The sequence below is a fragment of the Tenacibaculum insulae genome (assembly GCF_964512435.1).
In the GTDB taxonomy this organism is placed as follows: domain Bacteria; phylum Bacteroidota; class Bacteroidia; order Flavobacteriales; family Flavobacteriaceae; genus Polaribacter; species Polaribacter insulae_A.
This window is the reverse complement of sequence record NZ_OZ208512.1, coordinates 1,737,066-1,762,139: the sequence shown is the minus strand read 5'-3', so window position 1 is coordinate 1,762,139 and position 25,074 is coordinate 1,737,066. Positions and strand designations below refer to the sequence as shown.

Genomic DNA, 25,074 nt, shown 5'->3' with positions numbered 1-25,074 from the left:
TTAATTTTTCTTTAAAATCAGTTCGACTTTTGTTCCGCTTCCATCTTCAAAAACATCCGAAACTGAAACTGCTATTTTATCTTTATACATATCGTTTAAAATAGCAATCCTGTTTTCAATAGTACTTATTCCTTTCGATTTTTGTTTTAGTTGATGTTTGGTTTTCATTTCCATTGACTTTTTTCGACCTACACCATCATCTTGTACTTTTATTAAAAGTAAATCGGCTGATTTTTGTTGAATTGAAATTTCTAAATTTCCTTTTTCTTTTTTATAACGGAGTCCGTGCCATATCGCATTTTCAATATAAGGCTGCAATAACATTGGCGGAATAGCATAGTTTTTTAGCTCTATTTTTTTATCAACAAACATTACATAATCAAATTTATCTTTAAAACGATTATGCTCTAGTTTTACATACAATTCTAGTAATTCAATTTCTTTTTTTAACGGAATAAAATCTTCATCAGAATTTTCTAAAACCGAACGCATTAAAACCGAAAATTCAGATAAATATCTATTTGCGCTTCGCTCATCATTTACCGCTATAAAATTATTTACCGAGTTTAAAGCATTGAAAATAAAATGTGGATTCATTTGCGAGCGCATTGATTTTAATGCCAATAAATTATTTGCTAATTTTTGTTGTTTATTGGTTCTAAACATAAAATAAGCCAACAAACTCATTAAAATAAAACCTCCAATTAACGAATAAATCACCAATTTTTGCTGCTTATTATTTTCTTGTATTAATTGCTGATCTTTATAAGCCAAGTTAATTTTACTATCGCTTAATTGCTTATCTTTTTCAAGACTTCGGATTCGGTTTTGGTTGTTTGCTATTTTCTTTCCGAACCTTTTTATTTGTTGAATTTCTTGTTCTTTTTTAGAATACAACGTGTCCACCAACTTCACATAATCCTGATAACTTTCTAACGCTTTTGTATAATCTCCTACAGTTGCATATACTTCTGATAGTTTACGCGTTGCATCTTTTTCTATTATTAAATCTTCTTTACTATTCGCGTCTTTTATACTTTTCTTTAAAAAAGGAATAGCTTCGTTATAAGATTCTTTTTGAATATAGGCGTTTCCTATCTTGTAATTTATTTTTTGAGAGGTAATAGAATCTACTAACGACTCTTTAGCTACTGCCTCAATATTAATATCTTCAGCTTCAACTAAACTTTGTTTTCGCAATTGAATTTCTTCATCATATCTGCGAGATTTATTGTAAAAATCTGCAACTTTTTGCTGCTCTTTTAAAGCTCTTTTTTGATTTTCTTTGGATGCTAACTTTAGCGAATTTTGAAAATACCCATCGGCTTTCTTTGTTTTTCCTTGTGCTGCAAAAACTTCTGCTAACTTGGAGTTTAAATCTGTAATTTTAGGAGTTACATAATTATTTTTGGCAATTTTTAAAGCTTCATTATAATTAGCTGTTGCTTTAGTATAGTTTTTTATTGCTGTAAAAACATCACCTAAACCTTCATATCCTTTTAACTTTTCGTAACTGGTTAATGTACCTTTTAAACTCTTCTGATATATATTTTCACTCTCTTTATATTTTTGTGCTAAAAACTGTGTTTTTGCTAACAACAATTGCACATTTGCTTTTCTAACTTCTTTTAAAGAAATTTTATAATTTTCTTCAGCTAAATCGTATTGTTTCCAATAAAAATAAACATCCGCTAACTCTTTATACGCAATTGCTCTTCTTGATTTTGACGAAGAATTAAGCAGTAATTTTTCTACAGATGAGACACTTTTATCTATATTTTTTTTCTTAAAAAACTTTACCGAATCTAAATAAACCGAGTATAAATCTATTTTTTTTCGACCATAAGAACCTATCTTCGATTTTCTTTTTTTGATAAAACCTTCAACCAAAACCTTAATATCTTCATCATCTTTTATGGTATAAAAAATAGTTTCAAAATTTGGGTGAGTAACCATTAATTGATTTCCAACTTTTGCTTTTACAATATACCTTCCTCTAAGGTTCGAAAAATTAAAAACACGTCCATTTACTTCAACAATTGCATCTTTAATTGATTGATTTGTATTTTTATCTACAACCTGAACTTTTACCGAAAATTCTTGAGTCTTTTCTTTAAAATCTTGAGAAAAAACCGAAGAGAAATTCAATAAAAACAAGGTAAATACTATTTTTAAAAATTTATTCATCTTTTATTTATTACTGTAAACATACATACAAAAACCGAGTACAAAAAATGGCATCTCTTAAAAAACAACACTTTCTTTTAGCTAAAAGTACCGTTTACTCATTTTTTTAACCGTTTTACTCATTCACACAATTCGTTCTCTCATTCTGGCTTTTTTAAAAAGAGTATTGGCAGTAGTTTTACAGTATTATTAAGCTAGCAAACCTTTAATTATTTAATAACTTAAAACAAAAAATTATGAAAACTCATATATTAAAAACACTCTTCATTTTTATATTTTCAACATCAATTATTTGTCATGCTGAAAATCCTATCGATAAAAAACAAACAACCAAAGTAGCTTTATTGCTAGATACTAGCAGTAGTATGGACGGATTAATAAATCAAGCAAAAGCACAGTTATGGGAAATTATCAACGAATTATCGCATGCTAAATGTGATGGAAAAACACCTAAATTAGAAATTGCCTTGTATGAATATGGCAACGATAAACTGTCGTCAAGAGAAGGCTATATTCGTCAAGTTTTACAATTTACAAGCGATTTAGATGATATTTCTGAGCATTTATTTTCTTTAACCACCAATGGCGGAAGTGAATATTGCGGACAAGTAATTCAAACTTCATTAAATCAATTAGATTGGGGAAATAATAACCGTGATTTAAAAATGATTTTTATTGCCGGTAACGAGCCTTTTACACAAGGAAAATTAAATTATAAAGATGCTATTACCAATGCTAAAGAAAATGACATTACTGTAAACACTATTTTTTGTGGTAATTACAACCAAGGAATTTCTGGTATGTGGCAAGATGGTGCAATTTATGGCGGTGGCGATTACATGACAATTAATCATAATAAAAACATTGTTCATGTGGTAACTCCTTATGATAACGATATTATTATTTTAAATAAACGGTTAAATAAAACGTACGTACATTATGGTAGTTTAGGCTATTCTAAATACGCGAATCAAACCAAACAAGATTCGAATGCCGAAACTTTAAATGAAGTTGTAGTTGTTAAAAGAGCTGTAAGTAAAAGCTCTAAATTATATAAAAATACCGAATGGGATTTAGTTGATGCTTCTGAGGAAAAAGAGGTTGATTATAGCAAATTAAAGAAAAAGCAGCTTCCTAAAAACTTACAAGGAAAATCATCAAAAGAAATAAAAAAATATGTGGATACTAAACGTAAAGAAAGAACTGAAATTCAAAGAAAAATTCAAGAATTAGATAAAAAAAGAAAACAATACGTTGCTAAAAAACAACAAGAAAGTTCTAAAAAAAATGAATTAGAAAATGTGATGATTAAAGCCATAAAAAAACAAGCTAAAAAGAAAAAATATTCTTGGTAAGAGTTATTTTACAAGATTTATAAGCAAAAAAACTCAGGATAAAATCCTGAGTTTTTTTTTATTTTACAATTAAATTTTGACCAATACTAATAGTATTATCATTTAAATCATTGTATTTTTTTAACTCTTTTACTGAAATTTGATACTTTTTTGCAATTGAATATAAAGTATCTCCTTTTTGCACTTTATAAACTCCCGATTTTACTTTGGTTACAGCAACATTATTTTTGTTAAGTTTAACTCGATCGTATTTAGTTAAACCATATTTTTTAATAATCCCTATTAACTTTTGTGGATATCGTTTATCAGTCGCATAACCTGCTTTTTTTAATCCATAAGCCCATCCTTTATAGTTTGTGTGTCCTAATTTAAATAAACTTGCATAATGACTTCTTGTAAGCAAAAATTGCGAATGATCTTCGTAAGACGATTCTGGATATTTGTATTTTCTAAAACACTCCCCTTTTTCATCATCATCATGAGTAACACTTTTTCCTTGCCAACCTTTATGACATTTAATACCAAAATGATTATTTGACTTTATTGCTAACGGACTCCTTCCACTACCCGACTCTAACACACCTTGAGCCAAAGTGATGCTTGCCGGAATATTATGTTCATGCATTTTTCTTACCGCAATTGGTGCAAATTTATTAATATATGCTATCGTATAATTACCGTTTGTTTTTACTGGCTTGGGTATTTGTTCTAGTTGCGGTAACTCTGGCAATACTTCTTCTTTTTCGTGAAGTACAACTTTTTTTCTACCTTGATGAACCACATTTTTATTTGAACCACAGCTCACCAAAAAGACAGCACAAACTACTATATAAAAAACTGATTTTACACTCATTAAATTTGTATTAACTCTTTATTTTTATTCTTTAACTTCTGATTTACTCCTGTTATTCCTTGCAAACCTCCTGTATGAATTACTAAAACCTTACTTCCCTTTTCAAATTGATTGTTCTTAACCATATCAATAATTCCATACAACATTTTACCAGTATAAATAGGATCTAACGGAACTGTTGTTTGCTCTTTAAACTCATTTACAAAACGAATTAAATCGTTATTATATTTTCCGTAACCTCCAAAATGATATTCCGTTTGCAAACTCCAATTATTGCTTTTGTTTGCAATCACTTCAATTTCTTTCTGTAAAAAATCACCTTTTAAAGCAGGGAAACCAATTATTTTTTGATGCTTTTTAACTGAATTTATTAACCCTGAAATTGTACCTCCAGTACCAATTGCACAGCAAATATAATCGAAATTCTGGTCATCTTTCGTTAAGATTTCTTCGCAGCCTTTAATTGCCAATTTATTAGTTCCGCCTTCTGGAATTAAATAAAAATCACCAAACTCATTTTTTAATTCATTTATAAATTCCTCGGATGTTTTATTTCTGTAATCTTCACGAGAAACAAACTTAAATTGCATACCATTTTCAAAAGCTTTTTTTAAAGTTTCGTTTTTAGAAAGCGTATGTTCAAGATTCTTACCTAATTCATCACCACGAATTACTCCAATAGTTTTAAAACCAGATAAATTCCCAGCAACGGCAGTTGCAGCAATATGATTAGAAAAAGCTCCTCCAAAAGTTAACAATGTTTTTTTTTGCTGATTTTTAGCTTCTAAAATGTTATATTTTAATTTCCTGAATTTATTTCCAGAAACAAAAGGATGAATTTCATCTTCTCTTTTTATAAACAACCTAACTTCTTTTTCATCTAAAACAGGAAGAGAAATTGATTGGTTTTTACTTATAAAAACCTGATTAAAAAAAGAGTTTTCAGTATTATTCAATGCAAAATTTTATTTCTGTAAAAATACTAGAAATCTCAATTAATTAACACTAATTCTTTACTTGATTTTCTAATAAAAAAACGATTTTAGCTTATTAAAATAACATTGTATTCTTACAAAAGTTGAATTACGATTAATTAGATTACTAAAAATAATTAAATCTTAAAAAATGAATATGAATTTTAAAGAAATTATAACAGAAACGTTTTTAAAAGTTAAAAACATAGCCGATAATGGTAAAACAGCTTCTTATATACCTGAATTAGCCCTTATAAATTCTGAAAATTTTGGAGTTCATATATCAACCGTTAATCAAGAGAGTTTTGGTATTGGTAACTACAATAATAAATTTTCTATACAAAGTATTGCCAAAGTACTATCGCTTAGTTTAGCTTATAAAATTGTTGGTAATAAAATATGGGATCGAGTTGGCGTAGAACCTTCCGGAACTGCTTTTAACTCCTTAGTACAACTTGAAGCTGATAATGGCATACCCAGAAATCCTTTTTTAAATGGCGGCGCTCTTGTTATCTCTGATATTTTGCTTAGTCATTTAAAAAATCCTAAAGAAGATTTTTTAGATTTTGTTCACCAAATTTCTAACAATAACACTATCAAATATTCTAGTAAAATTGCTAAATCTGAAAAAGCGGTAGGTTATAGAAACATTGCTTTATGTAATTTTATTAAATCCTTTGGATGTATAGACAATGATCCTTCTGATGTGCTTGATTTTTACTTTAATCTTTGTTCTTTAGAAATGAGTTGTAAAGAATTATCTGAAATGTTTTTATTTTTAGCTAATAACGGTATTGGAATACCTACAAACAAAGCTGTTCTTAGCGAAAGCGAATCTAAAAGAGTAAATGCTTTAATGCAAACCTGTGGATTTTATGATGAATCTGGTGAGTTTGCTTTTAAAGTTGGTCTTCCTGGAAAAAGTGGTGTTGGTGGCGGTATTATAGCCATACACCCAGATCAATATACAATTGCTGTTTGGAGTCCAAAACTAAATGAAAAAGGAAATTCGTATAAAGGAATGAAATTTTTAGAGGAATTTACGACCAAAACAGAACTCTCTATATTTTAAAAATCAGTAACCATGACTATTAATGGTTACTGATTTTTAAAATTTCTAAACTAAATTGATCCTATTTTAAAAACTAGAAATTTTTTCTTCTACCATTTCCCATTCTTCCATTAATGTTTCTACTTTGGCTTTTTTAGCTTTGTAATTTTCAAAGAAATTAGGTCGAGCAGAAACTTCATCATAATTATTTGCTAGCTCTAAATCTATTTTTTCAACCTCTTTTTCTAGATCTGCAATTTGAGATTCAATTTTACTCAACTTATTTTTAAGTTTTTTCAATTCTTTTTCTTGCTCTCTAGATAATTGATGTGCTTCTTTTTTATCAGTAGGTTTTTCTACTTTTACAACCGTTCTTTTTTCTGCTTCTCTAAGATTTTCCATCTTATGCTGCTCTAAAAAATAATCGATATCACCTAAATATTCTTTAATAACCTTGTCTTTAAATCCGTAAACTGTAGATGTTAAACCTTGTAAGAAACCTCTATCATGAGAAACAACTATTAAAGTTCCATCAAAGTTTTTTAATGCTGTTTTTAATACATTTTTCGAAGCGATATCTAAGTGATTTGTTGGCTCATCCATAATTAACACGTTAAATGGTGACAACAATAATTTACACAAAGCCAAACGATTTCGTTCGCCTCCTGATAATACTTTTGCTTTTTTATCTACAGCATCTCCTCCAAATAAAAACGAACCTAACATGTCTCTAACACGCATTCTGTTAGTATCAGAAGCCGCATCTTCCATAATTTCTAACACGGTTTTTTCTGGCGGTAACTCTTCAGATTGATTTTGAGCAAAATATCCGATTTCTACATTATGTCCTAATTTTAAGTTTCCTGTAAACGGAATTTCACCAACCATCATTTTTGCTAAAGTTGATTTCCCTTGTCCGTTTTGACCTACAAAAGCAATTTTACTATTACGCTCTATCAATAAATCAACATCTTCTAAAACATGTTTATCCCCGTAACTTTTACTTAATCCGTCAGCTTCAACAATAATTTTACCTGGTTCTTTTGATATTGCAAAACGAACATTCATCGCAGCATTATCATCCTGATCAACCTCAATTAATTCAACTTTATCAAGTTGCTTCATTAACGATTGTGCCATCGAAGCTTTACTCGCTTTTGCTTTAAATTTATTGATTAAATGTTGCTTTTGCTTTATTTCTTTTTCTTGATTTTTTTGCGCTTGTAATTGCTTTTCTTTTATTTCTCCTCGTAATTTTAAAAACTCTGAATATGGTTTTTTATAATCGTAAATTTGACCTAAAGAAATCTCAATAGTACGATTAGTAACATTATCTAAAAACATTTTATCGTGCGAAACCAACACAATTGCTCCCGAATAATTTTTTAAAAAACTCTCTAACCAAATAATCGATTCAATATCTAAGTGATTCGTAGGCTCATCTAACAATAAAATATCATTGTCCTGTAATAATAATTTTGCTAGCTCAATACGCATTCTCCATCCACCAGAAAAGGTATTTGTTAATTTATCAAAATCTTCTCGTTGAAAACCTAAACCTTGTAAAATTTTCTCGGTATCTCCTTGATAGTTATATCCTCCTAAAAGTTCGTAACGCTCTGTAAGATCTGTTAAATCATGAATTAATTGACTGTATGCTTCACTTTCATAATCGGTTCTTGTTGCTAGTTGATTGTTAATATCATCTAGTTTTAACTCAATTTCTTTTATTTCTTCAAACGCTTGATATGCTTCTTCTAAAATGGTTCGTCCTTCTACAAAATCTATATCCTGACGCAAAAATCCCATGCGAATATCTTTATCAAAAGCCATCGTACCACCACTTGTTTCAATATCTTTTGATAGCACTTTTAAAAGCGTTGATTTTCCTGCTCCATTTTTTCCTATCAATCCGATTCGATCTCCTTTATTTAACTTAAAAGTGATTCCTGAAAACAGATCAGATCCCATGAAAGAAACCGATAAATTGTGTACGTTTAGCATAATATTTGCGTAATTTTGAAAGACGCAAAGCTACTTAAATTATGATTAGGAAAGGAACAAAGTTGTACAGTGTTTTAAAAGGAAAATGCCCAAGGTGTCATGATGGTGAATTCTTTAAATTTAACCTTACTTTAAATCCTAAAAAAATAACACAACTGCATGATAATTGCCCTAGTTGCAATTTAAAATACATGATGGAACCTTCTTTTTTCTTTGGCGCTATGTATGTAAATTATGCTTTAGCTGTTGCTTTGTTTGTTGGTGTTTTTATTATTGCTAAAGTTATTTTTGGACTAACAATTTTACAAAGTTTTATTACAATTGTGGTAGTTTCTTTATTATTAACACCTTTAACCTTGCGTTTATCTAGAATTATTTGGATAAATATTTTTGTAGGTTATGATAAGACTGTTAAAAAAATGATTTCAAAAAAATAACTAATCGTTAAATCTTTTAATGTCTATTTCAGGATCTAATGCTTCTTCTTTTTCTAAATGATTAAATAAATTTTTAGCAATCGTTGGCCCAATCATAACGCCACGTGTTCCTAACCCATTTAAAACAATTAATTGTTGATGTTTTGAATGCACACCAACCATAGGTCTTCTATCATTTACCGTAGGTCTAATCCCCGCTGTATGGTCTGTTATTGTGTAAGGTACTTTAATTACTTTTTTAAGTTTTTCTACTAATTCTTCTTTTGCTTCATTTGTTGGATTACATGTTTTATCTGTCCAATTAAAAGTAGCACCAACTTTATAATAATCATCACCTAAAGGCATCACAAAAGCACTTGATTTTAATAAAAAATCGATTTTTAGCTCTGGCGCGTGTATTGTTATTGTTTCTCCTTTAGCTTCGTTTAATGGTAAATGATTAAAATACGGATTTTTGGTAATTCCAAAACCTTCACAAAAAACTATTTTTTTTGCAGTTACATTTTCATAAGCAACTCCGTTTTTTAAAATATTTAAAGCATCATATTCAAAAGTTAAAGACATCAACCTTTTAGATTCTTTCATATAATTCCTATATGATTTCACTAACAACTCTGTATCAATCCTTCCAGTACCTGTAAGTTCTCCAAAACCAAAATCACCAAAAACAGTATCTATTTTTTCTTTACTGATTTTAGGATTCATGTAATTAGAAAGTGTTGGCTTATCTAACGCTAAAAACCAATTATTTTCATCGCCAATACTTGCAAAAGCTTTTTTTATTGAAAATTGATAATCTAATTTTAAATTCAGTTTTTGCTCTAACCCTTTATAAAAAGGTTTTGAAGTTTCTATTTGTTGATGCCCATTCCAAACGGCATTAAAACGCTTTAAAATAACCGGATTATATACACCGCCTGCTACTAAAGAAGAAGTTTGTGAATTATCTTCAAAAACTACAAAAGATTTGTTAGCGTTTAACAATTCTTCTGCAAAAGTAATTCCCGCTAAACCTAAACCTACAATAATATAATCTACATCAATATTCATAGTTCAAAAATACTATTTATTACAACAAAAAAGAGCTTGCAATGCAAGCTCTTTTAATTTTATATAAAGCAGAAATTAGTAATTCCACATATCCATTTCTCTATCACGGATATTTTCTTTAATTCTGTCTGCTTCTAATAATTGAAATAAAGAATTTCCACGAACATAATCTTTAATAGATCTGTCTCCATAAATATTTTCTTCTTTCATTATTGTTGAAGTAAATCTTCTAGCATTTAACAAGTTATCATACGATAAAGGATGCGCTGTGTTTTTAGGGTTAAATACTTTTGATGCATGTAAAGTGTTTCTTGCATCAGGAAAAAACACCCAAAACAATTCATAAACACTATCTTTGTCATCAATTTCAGCAACACCCATTGCTTGAACATCTGGTCCCATCGGAGCTAAAGCCAACATACGGTATTTTAACTCTCCTCCTCGTTTATCAAAATACCAAAGACCTTTAATTAAATAACCTTTAATATCAACAGATTGCACAAAGTAAAGATCAACATTTCCATAACCATCATCTTGTTCTTTAACAGTCTTTGTTTTAATTTCATCCATTCCTATTTTTCTTGTAAAATAAGAATCGCTGTAAACCTCTTTAATTTCGCCATCTTTAATTCCTTTTAATAAGGTATCAAACAATGAACGTCTTGTTAATCCTGCATTTGTAGTATCAATTGGGTAATAATAAGGTAAGTTAATCTTTTGATTTAAATCCACATATTCCCACACCACTTTAGACCATAAGACATCTCTATCACTTATAAATCCATAAGGCAAAGGTTTATCATCTTCTGATGCTATTTGGGCTTCAGATTTAAAGCCAATTTCCTTTACCTTTTTAGCATTTAAAAGGTTGGCTTGTGCACTTACATAACTTATAGATGCAAGGGTAAATAAAACCATATAAAAACGCTTCCAATTCATACTTTAAATTTTTACTTATTAATTAGTAATTTCTATACTTACAGGTAATACTTTTTTAATCTTGTAATTAGAACCCGAAACTGAGGCTTTAATATCATAAATAGTAATTACATCATTTCTTCTAGCTTTATTAAGCACTTGTTTTGCTCTAGATGATAAAACTCTACCGTTAACAGGAACGGTTAGTTGACCTGGCACCTTAATTTTAAAACTAGATACATTTAATTTTAAATCGAATAAGAAATCTGGTAAACCTGCAGCAACACTAATTCTAGCAACACTTGCTTTAGGCATTTTTACAGTACCATATTGACCTCTTACCATACCTACTGCTGGTGGAATATCTTTAATTCTGAATTTTTTATTAGAACTAACGGGTGTTCCACTTGGTAATTTACCAGAAACTCTAATCGTTACATCAGTACCTCCTTTACCAGTAGGTCTCATTGCATAACTACTACCTTTTACCTGTCTTAAACCAGGTGCAGAAGCTTTAACTTTATTTGTTGGTATACCAGGAATAGAAATTGTTAAAGGATTTACTAAACCTTTATAAACCACATTCATTTTATCTGCAGATATTAATGCTTGATTTGGTTTAGGAATTACCGAATAACCTCCTTTAATAGGAATTGTTACTAAAGAATCTCCTTCTTTAAACTGAAACTCTCCTTTTAACTCTCTATCTCCTACTGATCCTGCTGGTCCATCTAAAATAACTTGACCTGCCTGAATTTTATCAGATGGCATTTCTTTACCATTCAAAATAACTTTTTCAGCTGTTAAATTAGGATCATTTTTTCCTAAAATAATTTTACCTGATAATCTTTCTCCTGGGTAATATGCATTCTTCTCAAAAACAACCATGGCATCATAGTTTGTCATTGATACTGCACTTTCTAATTCTCCTTGTAATAAAGCTGTAAGAGCATCAGATTCAGTTGTTTTAACATCTGCCTGAATTTGCGTTAACTTAGTTAACGATGCTATTAAAGGAAAACCTTCATAGTTATAATTTAACCAGTTTTTTGTAATTCCTTCTTTATCGGTAACGTCGTCTGTTTTAAAACGAGCAGCAACTACTGCTGATAAATCAGATTCGCCTAAAACGGCTAAAGATTGCTCTCTAAACTGATTAACTTTATCAACAAATTCTGTTCCTTTAGCTGTAATTTTTCCGCTTGCGAAAAAATATTGATCTAAAAAACCTGATTTATCCATCGCCTCGTAAGCTTTCTTATCTTCTAGCTCACTTGTCATTTGAGTTTTTAAATCTGCTATATAAGCATAAAACTCATCTGCCATAACTCTTAGCGTGTCTGTTTTAGCTTTAGCTTCACCATATTGTTTTGCTTGCTCAGATGCTTTTTGAGCCAAAGCTTCATACGATGCTTTATTTTTTTCGGTAGCTCTAGTATTAGACTCCGATAACTTTTCATTCATTAATCCAAAAGCTGATAAAACTTCTTTACTCATGTTCATTGCTAACATTGCAATAAATACAAGATACATTAAGTTTACCATCCTTTGCCTTGGTGACTGTTTTCCTCCTGCCATCTTTAATTAGTTTGTTTAGTTAATATAAAAATTAGATAAACTAATTAATTATTTAGTTGACATTGCAGTTAACATTCCACCATATACTCCATTTAAAGAAGATAAATTAGTAGCTAATGATTGCATTTGCTCTTGTAAACGTTGAGAATTTTCTACTAAAGCAGAGTTTAAATCAGCTTGTTTACCTGCATTTTCTACTTGTGTTGTATACAATCCGTTTAAAGACTCTAATTTAGCAGCTGCCATAGACATTTGCTCGTTGTATTGGTTTGTAGAAGATACTGTTGCTGAAGTAGCTGTTAAACCTTCTGCAGCTCCTTGAAAGTTTTTAATACTGTCTCCTAAACTAGAAATTAAAGTTGCATCTAACTTTGCTTCCTTTAAAATATCATCTAATTTTTGAGATAACATACTTTGTGCATCTTGAGGTGCAGCTTCTTTTCCTTTTTTACCTAAAGATTGTCCGTCTGCTAATTCAGGATATACTTTAGTCCAATCTAACTCATCTTCAATTGGTTCAAAAGCTGAAATAGCAAAGATAATTGCTTCTACAACTAAACCTAATGTTAGCATTAAACCACCTGTTAAAGGTCCAATTTTAAAGTGCATAATTTTAAATAAAGCTCCAAGTATTACTACAGAGGCTCCTAAACCATACGCCATGTTAAAAATTCTCTTAGTTGATTTTGATTGTGCCATAATTTTTTGTTTTTGTTTTGGGGATTAATATTTGTTATTGTTTGCTTATTTACTTTTGCTTGTACCTAAATAATCTTGTACAGTTCTAAATCCGATATAACTTCTTGCTGTATCTGCATATTCCCAGTCACGAGAACTTACCTCTAAAAAGTAAGCTACATCTTTCCATGAACCTCCTCGGATAATTTTTCTTCTATTTTCTTTAATCTCTACATTTGGATTCATTGTTGACCCCATGTAGTAAGACATTTGATTATATGCGGTATTGGTCCACTCTGCAACATTTCCTGCCATGTTATATAATCCATATTCATTCGGATTAAAAGAAACAGCTTCTACCGTATATAATGCTCCATCAGCAGCATAATCTCCACGAACAGGTTTAAAGTTTGCTAAAAAACAACCTCTATCACTTGTTGTACTTGGTCCACCCCATGGATATTTACCATAGTCTAAACCTCCACGCGCAGCATATTCCCATTCTGCTTCTGTTGGTAATCTAAAAGAAGGAACTAATCCTAACTTTTTTCTAGATCTTTGAAAATTATTTTTAGTTTGAGTTCTCCAGTGACAAAAAGCTTTTGCTTGATTCCAAGTAACTCCTACAACAGGATAATTTTCATACGCTTTATGAGCAAAATACTCTTGGTGCATCGGATCGTTATACGAGTAATTAAAATCTTTAATCCAAACAGTAGTATCTGGATATACGTTAATCACTTCGTCTTTCATAAAATCTTTTCTGTTCTTTCCTGTTTTAGCCGCTTGTTCATTATCAAACCAATAATATCTGTAGTTTAATAATTTTGTATTAAACGTTCTAATTCCGTTTAAAGCTTCATCTTTCTTTAAATATAGTGAATCCATTACTTCTACATAATCAGTATCTGGATATTCTTGTTGCTCCCAAATAAGTTCTTCTTGCCAATTTAATGGCTTTAAAGAATCTAATCCTGCTCCTAATTCGTAATAGTTTTCACGCATATATTTTGCATATGGTGATTCGTTAATTGTATCTGCAGAAGCAAATGCATATAACTGAATACCTTCTGCATTTTTACCTGCATTAGCAGGATCTATATCTCCACCTGAAGCAAACTCTGCTTGGTAAGCTAATTTTGTTCTTGTAATAGAATCTCTTACCCAAAACACAAATTGCTTGTATTCACTATTAGTTATTTCAGATTCATCCATATAAAATGGCTGAACTGTAACTGTTTTAGTTGGTGCATTCATGGCTCCTAACGGATCTTCATCCTGTTTACCCATTGTAAAAGAACCTCCTGGTATTTTTGCCATCCCATATGGTTTTTCTGCAAACCATTTTCTTTTAGATTTCTCACCTACCAACTCTCCTCTATCTCCACCTGAACCACAAGCGTAAATTAGAGAAACTAACAATGTAAATACTAGTATTTTCTTCATATTATTTCTTTCTTATAAAAGAGGTCGTAAACCTATTATTTTTTTTATTAAAAAACAATTACGTATTATAATTTTTTCATAAACAAAAAAGTTACCTCATTAAACTAGCTTTTTTAATGCCTTAAACCAACGGTTCGGCATTTTTCTGTTTAAAGCTTGTTCATAATCTTTATAGTTACATGGTATTAACGCATGTCTTTTATGTTTATTATTTGATATTAAATTTATTTCCATCCACCAACGACCACTTTTATCACTTTTATAAAAGTTTATTGGATCATCATCGTTTAAAAGCACGGTGAATTTTTGATAATTTTCCTTCGTTACAAACGGATAATCTTTTGCTCTTGCATTAACGCCTTCAATAAAATACCAAATCATTTGTGCTATTAAACTAGCGGTTTGAAAATTGGTATCTAATATCGGATTGTATTCATAAACTCCAAAAGAAGTTACTTTATCACTAATTCCTGCATATCTTGCCACTGCACAAATATCTTCTCCATAAAACCCATTTGGCGATGCATTATTATTAGCAGGTGCTTCACTTTGCCTTATACATCCTATATCTATACTTACTACATCTGCATCTCGCATTATAGGTTCCACTAAAGTTACGTTTTTTACTTCACCTAACCTAAAAGCATCAAAATATAAATTATCAAGCAAGGCTATTTCTTCTTGCGAATTAAAATAAGTTTGATATCCTATATTGCTATAATTAAACAGATTATTAGGCTGCTCCATTACCACTTTACTTAAAAACGACTTAGAAGATATTGGGTCATCTAAGGTTCCTAAATCAAAACGACTGTCTACAGACACTAGATTAACTGTTTGTTCTAACGAATCGTATGCTCTATAATTTGCATAGGTTATATCTTGACCGCCTCCTATTATGATTGGAATTATTTTATTCTTCAATAAATATTCTACTGAAGATTTTACCGCAAAGTGAGTATCTTTAAGTGTGTTTCCTTGTGCTATATTTCCTAAATCTGCAATTTTAGTTTGCCAATTCCCAGGGAATAATTCATATATTTTCTTTCTAACATACTGCAAATCACTTCCACAGCCATCATTATTCTCTGCTCCCCTACCATCTTTTACTCCTAAAATAGCAATGTTTATTCCTGACAAATCAGGAAAGCCGTTTTCAGCGGTATGTATTTCAATATTTTGCCCAAATGATGCTATAGATTGCGACATTAAATGTGCAACTACAGTATCTTTTATAGGTGTAAAAAAACTGAAATTCATCTTCTTTGGGGGATTAAGGAAATTGCAATATACTAAACTATCTTATAAAAACTACTTATTTCTTTTTCGTTACCTTCTTTTTTACAACTTTTTTCTTAGCTGTTTTCTTTTTAGGTGTTTTAGCTTCAATTATTTTTTCAGCCTCTTCTTTGGTCATTTTCTCTATTTCAGTGGTCTTCGGAAGCTCTACTTTAATCTTACCTTTAATCACATTAAAGCGTCCCCAACGTGCTTTTTCTACACGAATACCAACATCTTCCCAATTATGAAGTACTTTATCTATTTCTTTTTGCTTTTTAGCTTCAATTAGCTCAATAATATCATCAGTGGTAAGATTATCAAAATCGTACTTTTTGTTTACGTTGATAAAAATTGAATTCCATTTTAAATAAGGTCCAAAACGTCCAACTCCTTTTTGAACTGGCAACTCTTCGTAGTGATAAATTGGCGCATCCGCTTTTTGCTTTGCAACAATTAACTCCTCAGCTCTTGGCAAATCTACTTCCATCGGATTTTCTCCTCTATCAAGAGAAACATACATGGCCCCGAATTTAATATAAGGTCCAAAACGTCCGTTAGAAACAATTACCTCTTCATCCTGAAAAGTCCCTAAGTTTTTTGGAAGCAAGAATAACTCCAACGCCTCCTCCATAGTAATGGTTCCTAAATGCTGATCTTTATTTAGGCTTGCAAACTGTTTTTCTTCATCTTCTGGTGCACCAATTTGTGCTATCGGACCAAATTTACCCAAACGCACTAAAACTGTTTTACCAGAAACTGGATGTTTTCCTAAAATACGCTCACCGCTTTCTCGCTCTGCATTTTCTTTTACATCCTCTACATTTTCATGAAATTTGATATAAAAACTTTTAATCATTTCAATCCAATCTTCATCTCCTTCAGAAATATCATCAAAAGAATTTTCAACTTTAGCGGTAAATCCGAAGTCTAAAATATTTGAAAAATTAGCAACCAAAAAATCGTTTACAATGTTTCCGATATCCGTAGGAACTAATTTATTTTTATCAGAACCTGTTTTTTCTGTCAACATTTGACTTTCTACGGTTCCGTTTGATAAAATCATTTGTTCATAACCTCTCTCTACGCCTTCATTTTGTCCTTTTTCTACATAACCTCTTCGTTGTACGGTAGAAATTGTTGGTGCATAAGTAGATGGTCGTCCGATACCTAATTCTTCTAACTGTTTTACTAAAGAAGCCTCTGTAAATCGGTAAGGCGGACTCGTAAAACGCTGTGTTGCGTTTATAAATATATACTCTAAATTTTCGCCTTTCTTTAAATTAGGCAACATTCCTGCTTGTTCTTCATCCTCATTATCCGTCCCTTCTAAATACACTTTTAAGAAACCATCAAACTTTATCATTTCTCCGTTTGCAGTAAAAACTTTACTATTTTCAGAGTTTTCAATTTTAACGTTGGTACGTTCTAATTGTGCATCACTCATTTGAGATGCTAAAGTTCTTTTCCATATTAAATCATACAATCTGTTTTGATCGTATTCAGTATCTATAGAATGTGCTTTCATATTGGTTGGTCTAATCGCTTCGTGAGCTTCTTGCGCTCCTTTTGCTTTCGATTTAAAAACACGTTGTTTACTATATTCTTTACCGTAATAATTACTAATTTCTTCTTCGGCAGCGTTTCTTGCATCTTCTGATAAGTTTACACTATCCGTTCTCATATATGTAATTAAACCGGCTTCGTACAAACGTTGTGCAACTTGCATGGTTTTACCTACCGGAAAACCTAATTTACGGGATGCTTCTTGCTGTAATGTTGATGTTGTAAATGGTGCTGCTGGTGATTTTTTAGCTGGTTTTTTGGTTAAATCAGCAATTGAAAAATCAGCATTTGCACATGATTTTAAGAAATCTTCCGCAGCTTTTTTCGAATCGAAGTTCTTCGGAATCGTTGCTTTAAATGATTTTCCTTCGTTATTAGAAAACTGAGCGACTACCTTATAATGTGTTTCTGCTTTAAAATCAATAATACTACGTTCTCTTTCTACAATTAAACGCACTGCTACCGACTGTACTCTACCTGCAGATAAACCTCCTTTAACTTTTCGCCATAAAACAGGCGATAATTCGTACCCAACAAGCCTATCTAAAACTCTACGTGCTTGTTGTGCATTTACCATATTATAGTCTATATCTCTTGGATTTTCGACTGCTTTTAAAATGGCGTTTTTAGTAATTTCATGAAAAACAATACGTTTTGTATCTTCATCATTTAGCTTTAACTGTTCTTTTAAATGCCACGCAATTGCTTCTCCTTCTCGATCCTCATCACTTGCTAACCAAACAGTTTCTGCTTTTTTCGCTAAAGATTTTAACTTCTTTACAACTGGCTTTTTATCATCAGAAATTATATATTTCGGACTAAAATCTCCATCAACATCAATCCCCAGTTCTTTAGAAGGTAAGTCTGCAATATGACCATAACTAGATTCCACTTGAAAATCTTTTCCTAAAAACTTTTCAATTGTTTTAGCCTTTGCAGGTGACTCAACTATTACTAAATTCTTTGCCATATCTCTCTTCAATTATCTCTTTTTGCACCTTATATATAATGATGCTTTGAATTTGCAAAAGTAGAATCTTTTTTTTAAAAAAAAATTATTTGTTTGATTTTCGCATCAAAATGAATAATTATTTTCTGACAATCTGTCACAAAAATTAAGTTTTGGTTGTATCTTTGCAATCATTTTTATTATGAATATGGAGCACACTGAGAAGGTTATAGATGAAAAAATACAAGGGCAAGCTCTTGTTACCGAAAACAAAAGAGAGAATACTAAAAATTTATTTATAGAAAGTTACGGTTGTCAAATGAACATGAACGACAGCGAAATTGTAGCTTCTATTTTAGCTGAACAAGGTTTTAACACCACTCAAAAACTTGAAGATGCCGATTTAGTATTGGTAAATACTTGTTCTATTAGAGAAAAAGCCGAGACTACTATTCGTAAACGTTTACAAAAATACAATGCCGTTAAAAAAGTAAATCCTACTATGAAAGTTGGGGTTTTAGGCTGTATGGCCGAACGTTTAAAGGAAAAATTTTTAGAAGAAGAAAAAATTGTTGATTTGGTTGTTGGACCAGATGCTTATAGAGATTTACCTAATTTATTAGAAGAAATTGATGCTGGTAGAGATGCTATAAATGTAATTTTATCTAAAGAAGAAACTTATGGTGATGTAGCTCCGGTTCGACTAAATTCTAACGGAGTTTCAGCATTTGTATCTATTACACGTGGATGCGATAATATGTGTACTTTTTGTGTGGTTCCGTTTACGCGTGGACGCGAAAGAAGTAGAGATCCGAAAAGTGTTTTAGAAGAAATTAAATCGATGAGCGATCAAAATTTTAAAGAAATCACTTTACTTGGTCAAAACGTAGATAGCTACTTATGGTATGGCGGTGGCTTGAAAAAAGATTTTAATAAAGCTTCTGAAATGGCACAAGCTACTGCGGTAGATTTTGCACAATTATTAGATATGGCTGCAACTGAATTTCCAAAAATGAGATTCCGTTTTGCTACTTCTAATCCGCAAGACATGAGTTTAGATGTAATTCATACCATGGCAAAACATCGTAACATATGTAAATACATTCACTTACCTGTACAAAGTGGAAGTAACAATATGTTAAAAGCGATGAATCGCCAACATACTCGTGAAGAATACAAAGAATTAGTAGATAATATTTTTAGAATAATTCCAGAAATGTCTTTATCACAGGATATGATTGCTGGTTTTTGTGGCGAAACAGAACAAGATCATCAAGACACGTTAGATTTAATGCGTCATGTAAAATACGATTTTGGTTTTATGTTTGCTTATTCTGAAAGACCAGGAACTTTAGCGGCTAAGAAAATGCCAGACGATGTTCCGCATGAAATAAAAAAACGCCGTTTACAAGAAATTATCGATCTACAGCAAGAACATAGTTTATACAGAACGCAACAGCATTTAGGTAAAATTGAAGAAGTTTTAATTGAAGGAACTTCTAAGAAAAATCCGAATGAATGGAAAGGTAGAAATACACAAAATACCGTTATTGTTTTTGCCAAAGGCGATTATAAATTAGGTGATTTTGTAAATGTAAAAGTTGAAGATTGTACTTCGGCAACCTTAAGAGGAACTGCCGTTGGATATTCTGATAATAATTAAACTAGAGTATAAAAGTTGGGCTGTAAAAAAGTTAGAAAGTTATCAATATATCTTTCAAAACTTTTTTATTTTCAACTTTAAAAACTATTAAAATGGAAAACCTACAAGCTATAAAACAACGTTTTGGTATTATCGGTAACGACACGCAATTAAATCGTGCTATCGAAAAATCAATACGCGTAGCTCCTACAGATATTTCGGTTTTAGTAACCGGAGAAAGTGGTGTTGGTAAAGAAAATATACCCAAAATAATTCATCAATTATCACACAGAAAACATGCAAAATATATTGCAGTTAACTGTGGAGCGATTCCTGAAGGAACAATTGATAGCGAATTATTTGGACATGAAAAAGGTGCTTTTACAGGAGCTACAGCTTCTCGTAAAGGGTATTTTGAAGTTGCTGATGGCGGAACCATATTTTTAGATGAAGTTGGTGAATTACCATTAACTACTCAGGTTCGGTTATTACGTGTTTTAGAAAATGGTGAATTTATAAAAGTAGGATCATCACAAGTACAAAAAACAAACGTTCGTATAGTTGCAGCTACCAACGTAAACATGCAACAAGCTATTAGTAAAGAAAAATTTCGAGAAGATTTATATTACCGTTTAAGCACTATCGAAATTGGTTTACCACCTTTACGCGATCGTAATGAAGATATTCATTTATTATTTAGAAAGTTTGCTGCCGATTTTGCTCAAAAATACCGAATGCCAACAATAAGACTGGATGAAAATGCTGTGAAAATGCTATTAAATTACAGCTTTCCTGGTAACATTCGTCAATTAAGAAATTTGGCAGAACAAATTTCTGTTGTAGAAGAAAGTCGTATAATTACTGCCGAAAAGCTAATTCAATACCTTCCAAGCAATAAAGCAAATTTTCCTGCAGTTATTGGCAAAAAATCTAGTGAATCTGATTTTGCCAACGAACGAGATATTATGTATAAAATTTTGTTTGATATGCGTAACGACATCAATGATTTAAAAAAATTGACGTTGGATTTAATGCAAAACGGAAATTCTGAGAAAGTACAAGAAGCTAACCACGGATTAATAGAACGAATTTACCAAGAACAAGAACAACCTGAAAATCAAAATATAGAAGTTGTTCAAATTCCGCAATCATCGTCAGCACAAAGTAATTTTGATTATGCTGAAACTATTGAAGAAGATGAAAACTTATCATTACAAGAAAAAGAAATTGAAATGATACGTAAATCTTTAGAAAAAAACAGCAATAAACGTAAGTTAGCGGCCAAAGAATTAGGGATTTCTGAACGAACTTTATATCGAAAAATAAAACAATACGATTTATAAAATCGTAATTTAAATCTTAATTATTTACTTTTGATTTTATGAAAAAACTTTTTTACAGCCTTGTTTTTATTACCCTTACAACCATACTAATAAGCTGCGGTGCCTATTCATTTACGGGTGGTAATACTGGAGATTCGAAAACCATTCAAGTTGATTTTTTTCCAAATCAAGCTCCATTAATAGAGCCAACTTTAAGTCAGCGTTTTACACAAGACTTACAAGATCTTTTTACCCGTCAAACCAACTTAACACTTGTAAAATCTAACGGTGACCTACATTTTTCGGGAGAAATAACCGATTATCGTATTACACCAATGAGTGCTACTGCCGATCAAACAGCTGCACAAAACAGGCTAACGATTACAGTAAATGTTGTTTTTGAAAATAAATTAGAAGAAAAAGATAATTTTGAAAAAAGCTTCTCTTTTTATCATGATTACGGAGCCACCGAGCAATTATCTAGCGGAATATTAGATGCTGCATTAAATGAAATTTTAGAGAGAATAACACAAGATATTTTTAACGCATCGGTTGCTAAGTGGTAAGTTTTGGATAAAAAAAGCTACATACATGTTTTAGAGAAACCAGAAACAATTTCGTTAGAAATAATTTCTGAACTAAAAAACATCACCCAGCAATATCCTTATTTTCAATCGGCAAGAGCCTTATATTTAAAGACTTTAAAAAATCAAGATAGTTTTAAATACAACAATGAATTAAAAATTACGGCGGCACACACTACCGATCGTACTGTTTTGTTTGACTTTATTACCTCGAAGTATTTTAAAGAAACAGTTATTAAAAAGGAAGAAAAAATACGTTTAAAAGAGATTTTACTTCCGAAGAAAAAAACAAAAGAAATTGCTAGTATTAAAGAAAAATTATCAATTGGCAAACCACTTTCTTTTACTAAAGATGAATCATTTTCTTTTAACCAATGGATGCAATTATCATCTAAAAAAACAATTACCCGAAATAGCATTCCAGTTAATAAAGATGTAATTCCGGCTAAAAATTCAGTAACAAAAACAATTATTGACCGTTTTATTGAGACATCACCTAAAATATCGCGCCCAAGTAAAACAAATCCATCCGAAGTTAAAATTATTGAGAGCAAGCAAAATTCGCAACTAGCAACCGAAACTTTAGCCAAAGTTTATCTTGAACAAAAGAAATATGAAAGTGCGATACAAGCTTATAGAATATTAAGTTTGAAATATCCAGAAAAAAGTGGTTTCTTTGCAGACCAAATTAAAAGAATACAAATTTTACAAAAAAATAAATAATGACAACATATACTTTACTTTTAGTATTAATATTGATTGTTGCAATAGCATTAATCTTAATTGTAATGGTGCAAAACCCTAAAGGTGGTGGATTATCTTCTTCTTTTGGAGGTGGTGGTGCTCAAAACATTGGTGGTGTACAAAACACGAATAGCTTTTTAGACAGAACTACTTGGACGTTAGCAATTACTATGTTTGCTTTAATTTTATTAGCAAATTTTGCAATTCCTAGAGGTAACGCAGCAGATGCTCCTCAATTAGATAGTGCATTAGAGAATGTAGAAACTACAGCTCCTGCTACACCAGCAACAAATACTACAAAAGATAGCGTTAAATAAAATTAACAAATCACATATTTTAAATGCCAACGTAATGACACGTTGGCATTTTTTATGCACTAAATTTAAATCATTTTTAGAAAATTTGGCATAAAGTTTTTAATGGCATAATTTCTGACTATTTTTAACACATAAAACAACTACTTAATAGATAACTTATATAAAATGGGATTAAACATTAAACCTTTAGCCGACAGAGTTCTTGTAGAACCTGCTGCTGCTGAAACTACTACAGCATCTGGACTTATTATACCTGATAATGCAAAAGAAAAACCACAAAAAGGAACTGTTGTTGCCATAGGAAATGGAACAAAAGATGAACCTTTAACGGTTAAAGTTGGCGATACTGTATTATACGGTAAATACGCAGGAACAGAATTAAAACACGAAGGAAGTGATTATTTAATAATGAGAGAAAGCGATATTTTCGCTATCATATAATTTTTTCACCCACTTAATAATTAATAAAAAGATCATAAAATGGCAAAAGATATAAAATTTGATGTAGATGCTCGTGACGGTTTAAAACGTGGAGTAGATGCATTAGCAAATGCAGTAAAAGTAACTTTAGGACCAAAAGGACGTAATGTAATTATTTCTAAAGCTTTCGGGGCTCCTCATGTAACAAAAGACGGAGTTACTGTAGCTAAAGAAGTTGAGTTAGAAGATGCCTTAGAAAACATGGGCGCTCAAATGGTTAAAGAAGTTGCTTCTAAAACCAACGATTTAGCTGGTGACGGAACAACAACTGCAACTGTATTAGCACAAGCAATCGTTAAAGAAGGTTTAAAAAATGTTGCTGCAGGTGCAAATCCGATGGATTTAAAACGTGGTATTGACAAAGCTGTTAAAGTAATTACTGAAGAACTAGCTAAACAATCGAAAGAAGTTGGTAACTCATCAGAAAAAATACAACAAGTTGCTTCTATCTCTGCAAATAACGATAAAGTTATTGGAGATTTAATTGCTACAGCTTTTGGTAAAGTTGGTAAAGAAGGAGTTATTACTGTTGAGGAAGCAAAAGGAATGGATACTTATGTAGATGTTGTTGAAGGAATGCAGTTTGATAGAGGTTATTTATCTCCTTACTTTGTTACTGATGCTGATAAAATGGTTGCTACTTTAGATAATCCATATATTTTATTATTTGATAAAAAGATTTCTAACTTACAAGAAATTTTACCAATATTAGAACCTGTTTCTCAATCTGGAAGACCTTTATTAATTATTGCTGAAGATGTTGACGGACAAGCATTAGCTACTTTAGTGGTTAATAAATTACGTGGTGGATTAAAAATTGCTGCTGTAAAAGCTCCAGGATTTGGGGATCGTAGAAAAGCAATGTTAGAAGACATTTCTATCTTAACTGGTGGAACTGTAATTTCTGAAGAAAGAGGTTTTTCTCTTGAAAATGCTACTTTAGATTTATTAGGAACCGCAGAAACGGTTACTATTGACAAAGACAATACTACTATTGTTAATGGTGCAGGTAACGAAGAACAAATTAAAGGTCGTGTTAACCAAATTAAAGCACAAATAGAAACAACTACTTCTGATTACGATCGTGAAAAATTGCAAGAACGTTTAGCTAAGTTAGCTGGTGGTGTTGCTGTTTTATACGTTGGTGCTGCTAGTGAAGTAGAAATGAAAGAAAAGAAAGATCGTGTTGATGATGCTTTACATGCAACTCGCGCTGCAGTAGAAGAAGGTATTGTTGCTGGTGGTGGTGTTGCTTTAGTACGTGCTAAAAAAACATTAGAATCTTTAGCTACTGAAAACTTAGACGAAACTACAGGTGTACAAATTGTAAACAAAGCAATTGAAGCTCCTTTAAGAACAATTGTTGAAAATGCTGGTGGAGAAGGATCGGTTGTTATTAATAAAGTTTTAGAAGGTAAAAAAGACTTTGGTTACGATGCAAAATCAGAAGCTTATGTTGATATGCTTGAAGCTGGAATTATTGATCCTAAAAAAGTAACTCGTGTAGCTTTAGAAAATGCTGCCTCGGTTGCTGGTATGATTTTAACTACCGAATGTGCTTTAATAGATATTAAAGAAGATGCTCCTGCAATGCCTCCAATGGGTGGTGGAATGCCAGGAATGATGTAGTCGAAAAACTCGATAACTGAATATTTAAAAAC

21 protein-coding genes are annotated in these 25,074 nt (G+C 31.1%); 10 read left to right on the top strand and 11 right to left on the bottom strand.

What is annotated here, in order from left to right; genetic code table 11:
• Window positions 1-2,187, bottom strand: a complete 2,187-nt coding sequence (locus ACN5J5_RS08160; protein ID WP_418644431.1) for a histidine kinase — start codon at window positions 2,185-2,187, stop codon at window positions 1-3.
• Window positions 2,188-2,423: 236 nt separating this feature from the next.
• On the opposite strand from ACN5J5_RS08160, the gene ACN5J5_RS08155 reads away from it, so the two are divergent.
• Window positions 2,424-3,542: a vWA domain-containing protein gene (locus ACN5J5_RS08155; protein ID WP_418644430.1), complete on the top strand. Its 1,119-nt coding sequence runs from the start codon at window positions 2,424-2,426 to the stop codon at window positions 3,540-3,542.
• Between the two features lie 58 nt (window positions 3,543-3,600).
• On the opposite strand, the gene ACN5J5_RS08150 is transcribed toward ACN5J5_RS08155, so the two are convergent.
• Window positions 3,601-4,395, bottom strand: a complete 795-nt coding sequence (locus ACN5J5_RS08150; protein WP_418644429.1) for a glucosaminidase domain-containing protein — start codon at window positions 4,393-4,395, stop codon at window positions 3,601-3,603.
• On the bottom strand, window positions 4,395-5,351 hold the full coding sequence (locus ACN5J5_RS08145; RefSeq protein ID WP_418644428.1) for a 1-aminocyclopropane-1-carboxylate deaminase/D-cysteine desulfhydrase: 957 nt from the start codon (window positions 5,349-5,351) through the stop codon (window positions 4,395-4,397). Before ACN5J5_RS08145 ends, ACN5J5_RS08150 begins: the two co-directional genes overlap by 1 nt.
• Window positions 5,352-5,526: 175 nt before the next feature.
• Here ACN5J5_RS08145 and ACN5J5_RS08140 point away from each other — a divergent pair, with 175 nt between their 5' ends.
• Window positions 5,527-6,441 (top strand): glutaminase, encoded by a 915-nt coding sequence (locus ACN5J5_RS08140; protein ID WP_418644427.1) that lies wholly within the window; start codon window positions 5,527-5,529, stop codon window positions 6,439-6,441.
• A 66-nt stretch (window positions 6,442-6,507) separates the two neighbouring features.
• On the opposite strand, the gene ACN5J5_RS08135 is transcribed toward ACN5J5_RS08140, so the two are convergent.
• Window positions 6,508-8,424: an ABC-F family ATP-binding cassette domain-containing protein gene (locus ACN5J5_RS08135; protein ID WP_418644426.1), complete on the bottom strand. Its 1,917-nt coding sequence runs from the start codon at window positions 8,422-8,424 to the stop codon at window positions 6,508-6,510.
• Between the two features lie 41 nt (window positions 8,425-8,465).
• Here ACN5J5_RS08135 and ACN5J5_RS08130 point away from each other — a divergent pair, with 41 nt between their 5' ends.
• A complete protein-coding gene (locus ACN5J5_RS08130; protein ID WP_418644425.1) occupies window positions 8,466-8,861 on the top strand; it encodes a DUF983 domain-containing protein in 396 nt (131 codons plus the stop codon).
• On the opposite strand, the gene ACN5J5_RS08125 is transcribed toward ACN5J5_RS08130, so the two are convergent.
• The 7 genes from ACN5J5_RS08125 to topA all read right to left on the bottom strand — a co-directional run bounded on the left by ACN5J5_RS08125 (window position 8,862) and on the right by topA (window position 18,345).
• Window positions 8,862-9,905: an NAD(P)/FAD-dependent oxidoreductase gene (locus ACN5J5_RS08125; RefSeq protein ID WP_418646540.1), complete on the bottom strand. Its 1,044-nt coding sequence runs from the start codon at window positions 9,903-9,905 to the stop codon at window positions 8,862-8,864.
• Window positions 9,906-9,986: 81 nt separating this feature from the next.
• Entirely contained in the window at window positions 9,987-10,850 is an 864-nt protein-coding gene (gene gldN / locus ACN5J5_RS08120) for a gliding motility protein GldN (RefSeq protein WP_418644424.1), read from the bottom strand.
• Between the two features lie 18 nt (window positions 10,851-10,868).
• Window positions 10,869-12,407: a gliding motility protein GldM gene (gldM, locus tag ACN5J5_RS08115; protein WP_418644423.1), complete on the bottom strand. Its 1,539-nt coding sequence runs from the start codon at window positions 12,405-12,407 to the stop codon at window positions 10,869-10,871.
• Between the two features lie 48 nt (window positions 12,408-12,455).
• On the bottom strand, window positions 12,456-13,106 hold the full coding sequence (gene gldL / locus ACN5J5_RS08110; RefSeq protein WP_418644422.1) for a gliding motility protein GldL: 651 nt from the start codon (window positions 13,104-13,106) through the stop codon (window positions 12,456-12,458).
• A 45-nt stretch (window positions 13,107-13,151) separates the two neighbouring features.
• A complete protein-coding gene (gldK, locus tag ACN5J5_RS08105; protein WP_418644421.1) occupies window positions 13,152-14,531 on the bottom strand; it encodes a gliding motility lipoprotein GldK in 1,380 nt (459 codons plus the stop codon).
• A gap of 99 nt (window positions 14,532-14,630) precedes the next feature.
• Complete coding sequence (locus ACN5J5_RS08100; protein WP_418644420.1) at window positions 14,631-15,791, bottom strand: formimidoylglutamase; 1,161 nt, start codon at window positions 15,789-15,791, stop codon at window positions 14,631-14,633.
• A 55-nt stretch (window positions 15,792-15,846) separates the two neighbouring features.
• Window positions 15,847-18,345, bottom strand: coding sequence for a type I DNA topoisomerase (gene topA / locus ACN5J5_RS08095; protein ID WP_418644419.1), 2,499 nt, complete (start codon window positions 18,343-18,345; stop codon window positions 15,847-15,849).
• Window positions 18,346-18,532: 187 nt separating this feature from the next.
• Here topA and miaB point away from each other — a divergent pair, with 187 nt between their 5' ends.
• The 7 genes from miaB (at window position 18,533) to groL (ending at window position 25,042) form a co-directional block, all read left to right on the top strand.
• A complete protein-coding gene (gene miaB / locus ACN5J5_RS08090) occupies window positions 18,533-19,987 on the top strand; it encodes a tRNA (N6-isopentenyl adenosine(37)-C2)-methylthiotransferase MiaB (protein WP_418646539.1) in 1,455 nt (484 codons plus the stop codon).
• 92 nt (window positions 19,988-20,079) lie between these two features.
• Window positions 20,080-21,309: a sigma-54 interaction domain-containing protein gene (locus ACN5J5_RS08085; RefSeq protein ID WP_418644418.1), complete on the top strand. Its 1,230-nt coding sequence runs from the start codon at window positions 20,080-20,082 to the stop codon at window positions 21,307-21,309.
• A gap of 38 nt (window positions 21,310-21,347) precedes the next feature.
• On the top strand, window positions 21,348-21,854 hold the full coding sequence (locus ACN5J5_RS08080; protein ID WP_418644417.1) for an LptE family protein: 507 nt from the start codon (window positions 21,348-21,350) through the stop codon (window positions 21,852-21,854).
• A gap of 3 nt (window positions 21,855-21,857) precedes the next feature.
• A complete protein-coding gene (locus ACN5J5_RS08075) occupies window positions 21,858-22,595 on the top strand; it encodes a hypothetical protein (RefSeq protein ID WP_418644416.1) in 738 nt (245 codons plus the stop codon).
• Window positions 22,595-22,933, top strand: a complete 339-nt coding sequence (gene secG, locus ACN5J5_RS08070; RefSeq protein WP_418644415.1) for a preprotein translocase subunit SecG — start codon at window positions 22,595-22,597, stop codon at window positions 22,931-22,933. The genes ACN5J5_RS08075 and secG overlap by 1 nt, the downstream gene beginning before the upstream one ends.
• A gap of 165 nt (window positions 22,934-23,098) precedes the next feature.
• A complete protein-coding gene (locus ACN5J5_RS08065) occupies window positions 23,099-23,374 on the top strand; it encodes a co-chaperone GroES (protein WP_260586278.1) in 276 nt (91 codons plus the stop codon).
• 39 nt (window positions 23,375-23,413) lie between these two features.
• On the top strand, window positions 23,414-25,042 hold the full coding sequence (gene groL / locus ACN5J5_RS08060; protein ID WP_418644414.1) for a chaperonin GroEL: 1,629 nt from the start codon (window positions 23,414-23,416) through the stop codon (window positions 25,040-25,042).
• Window positions 25,043-25,074 lie beyond the last annotated feature (32 nt).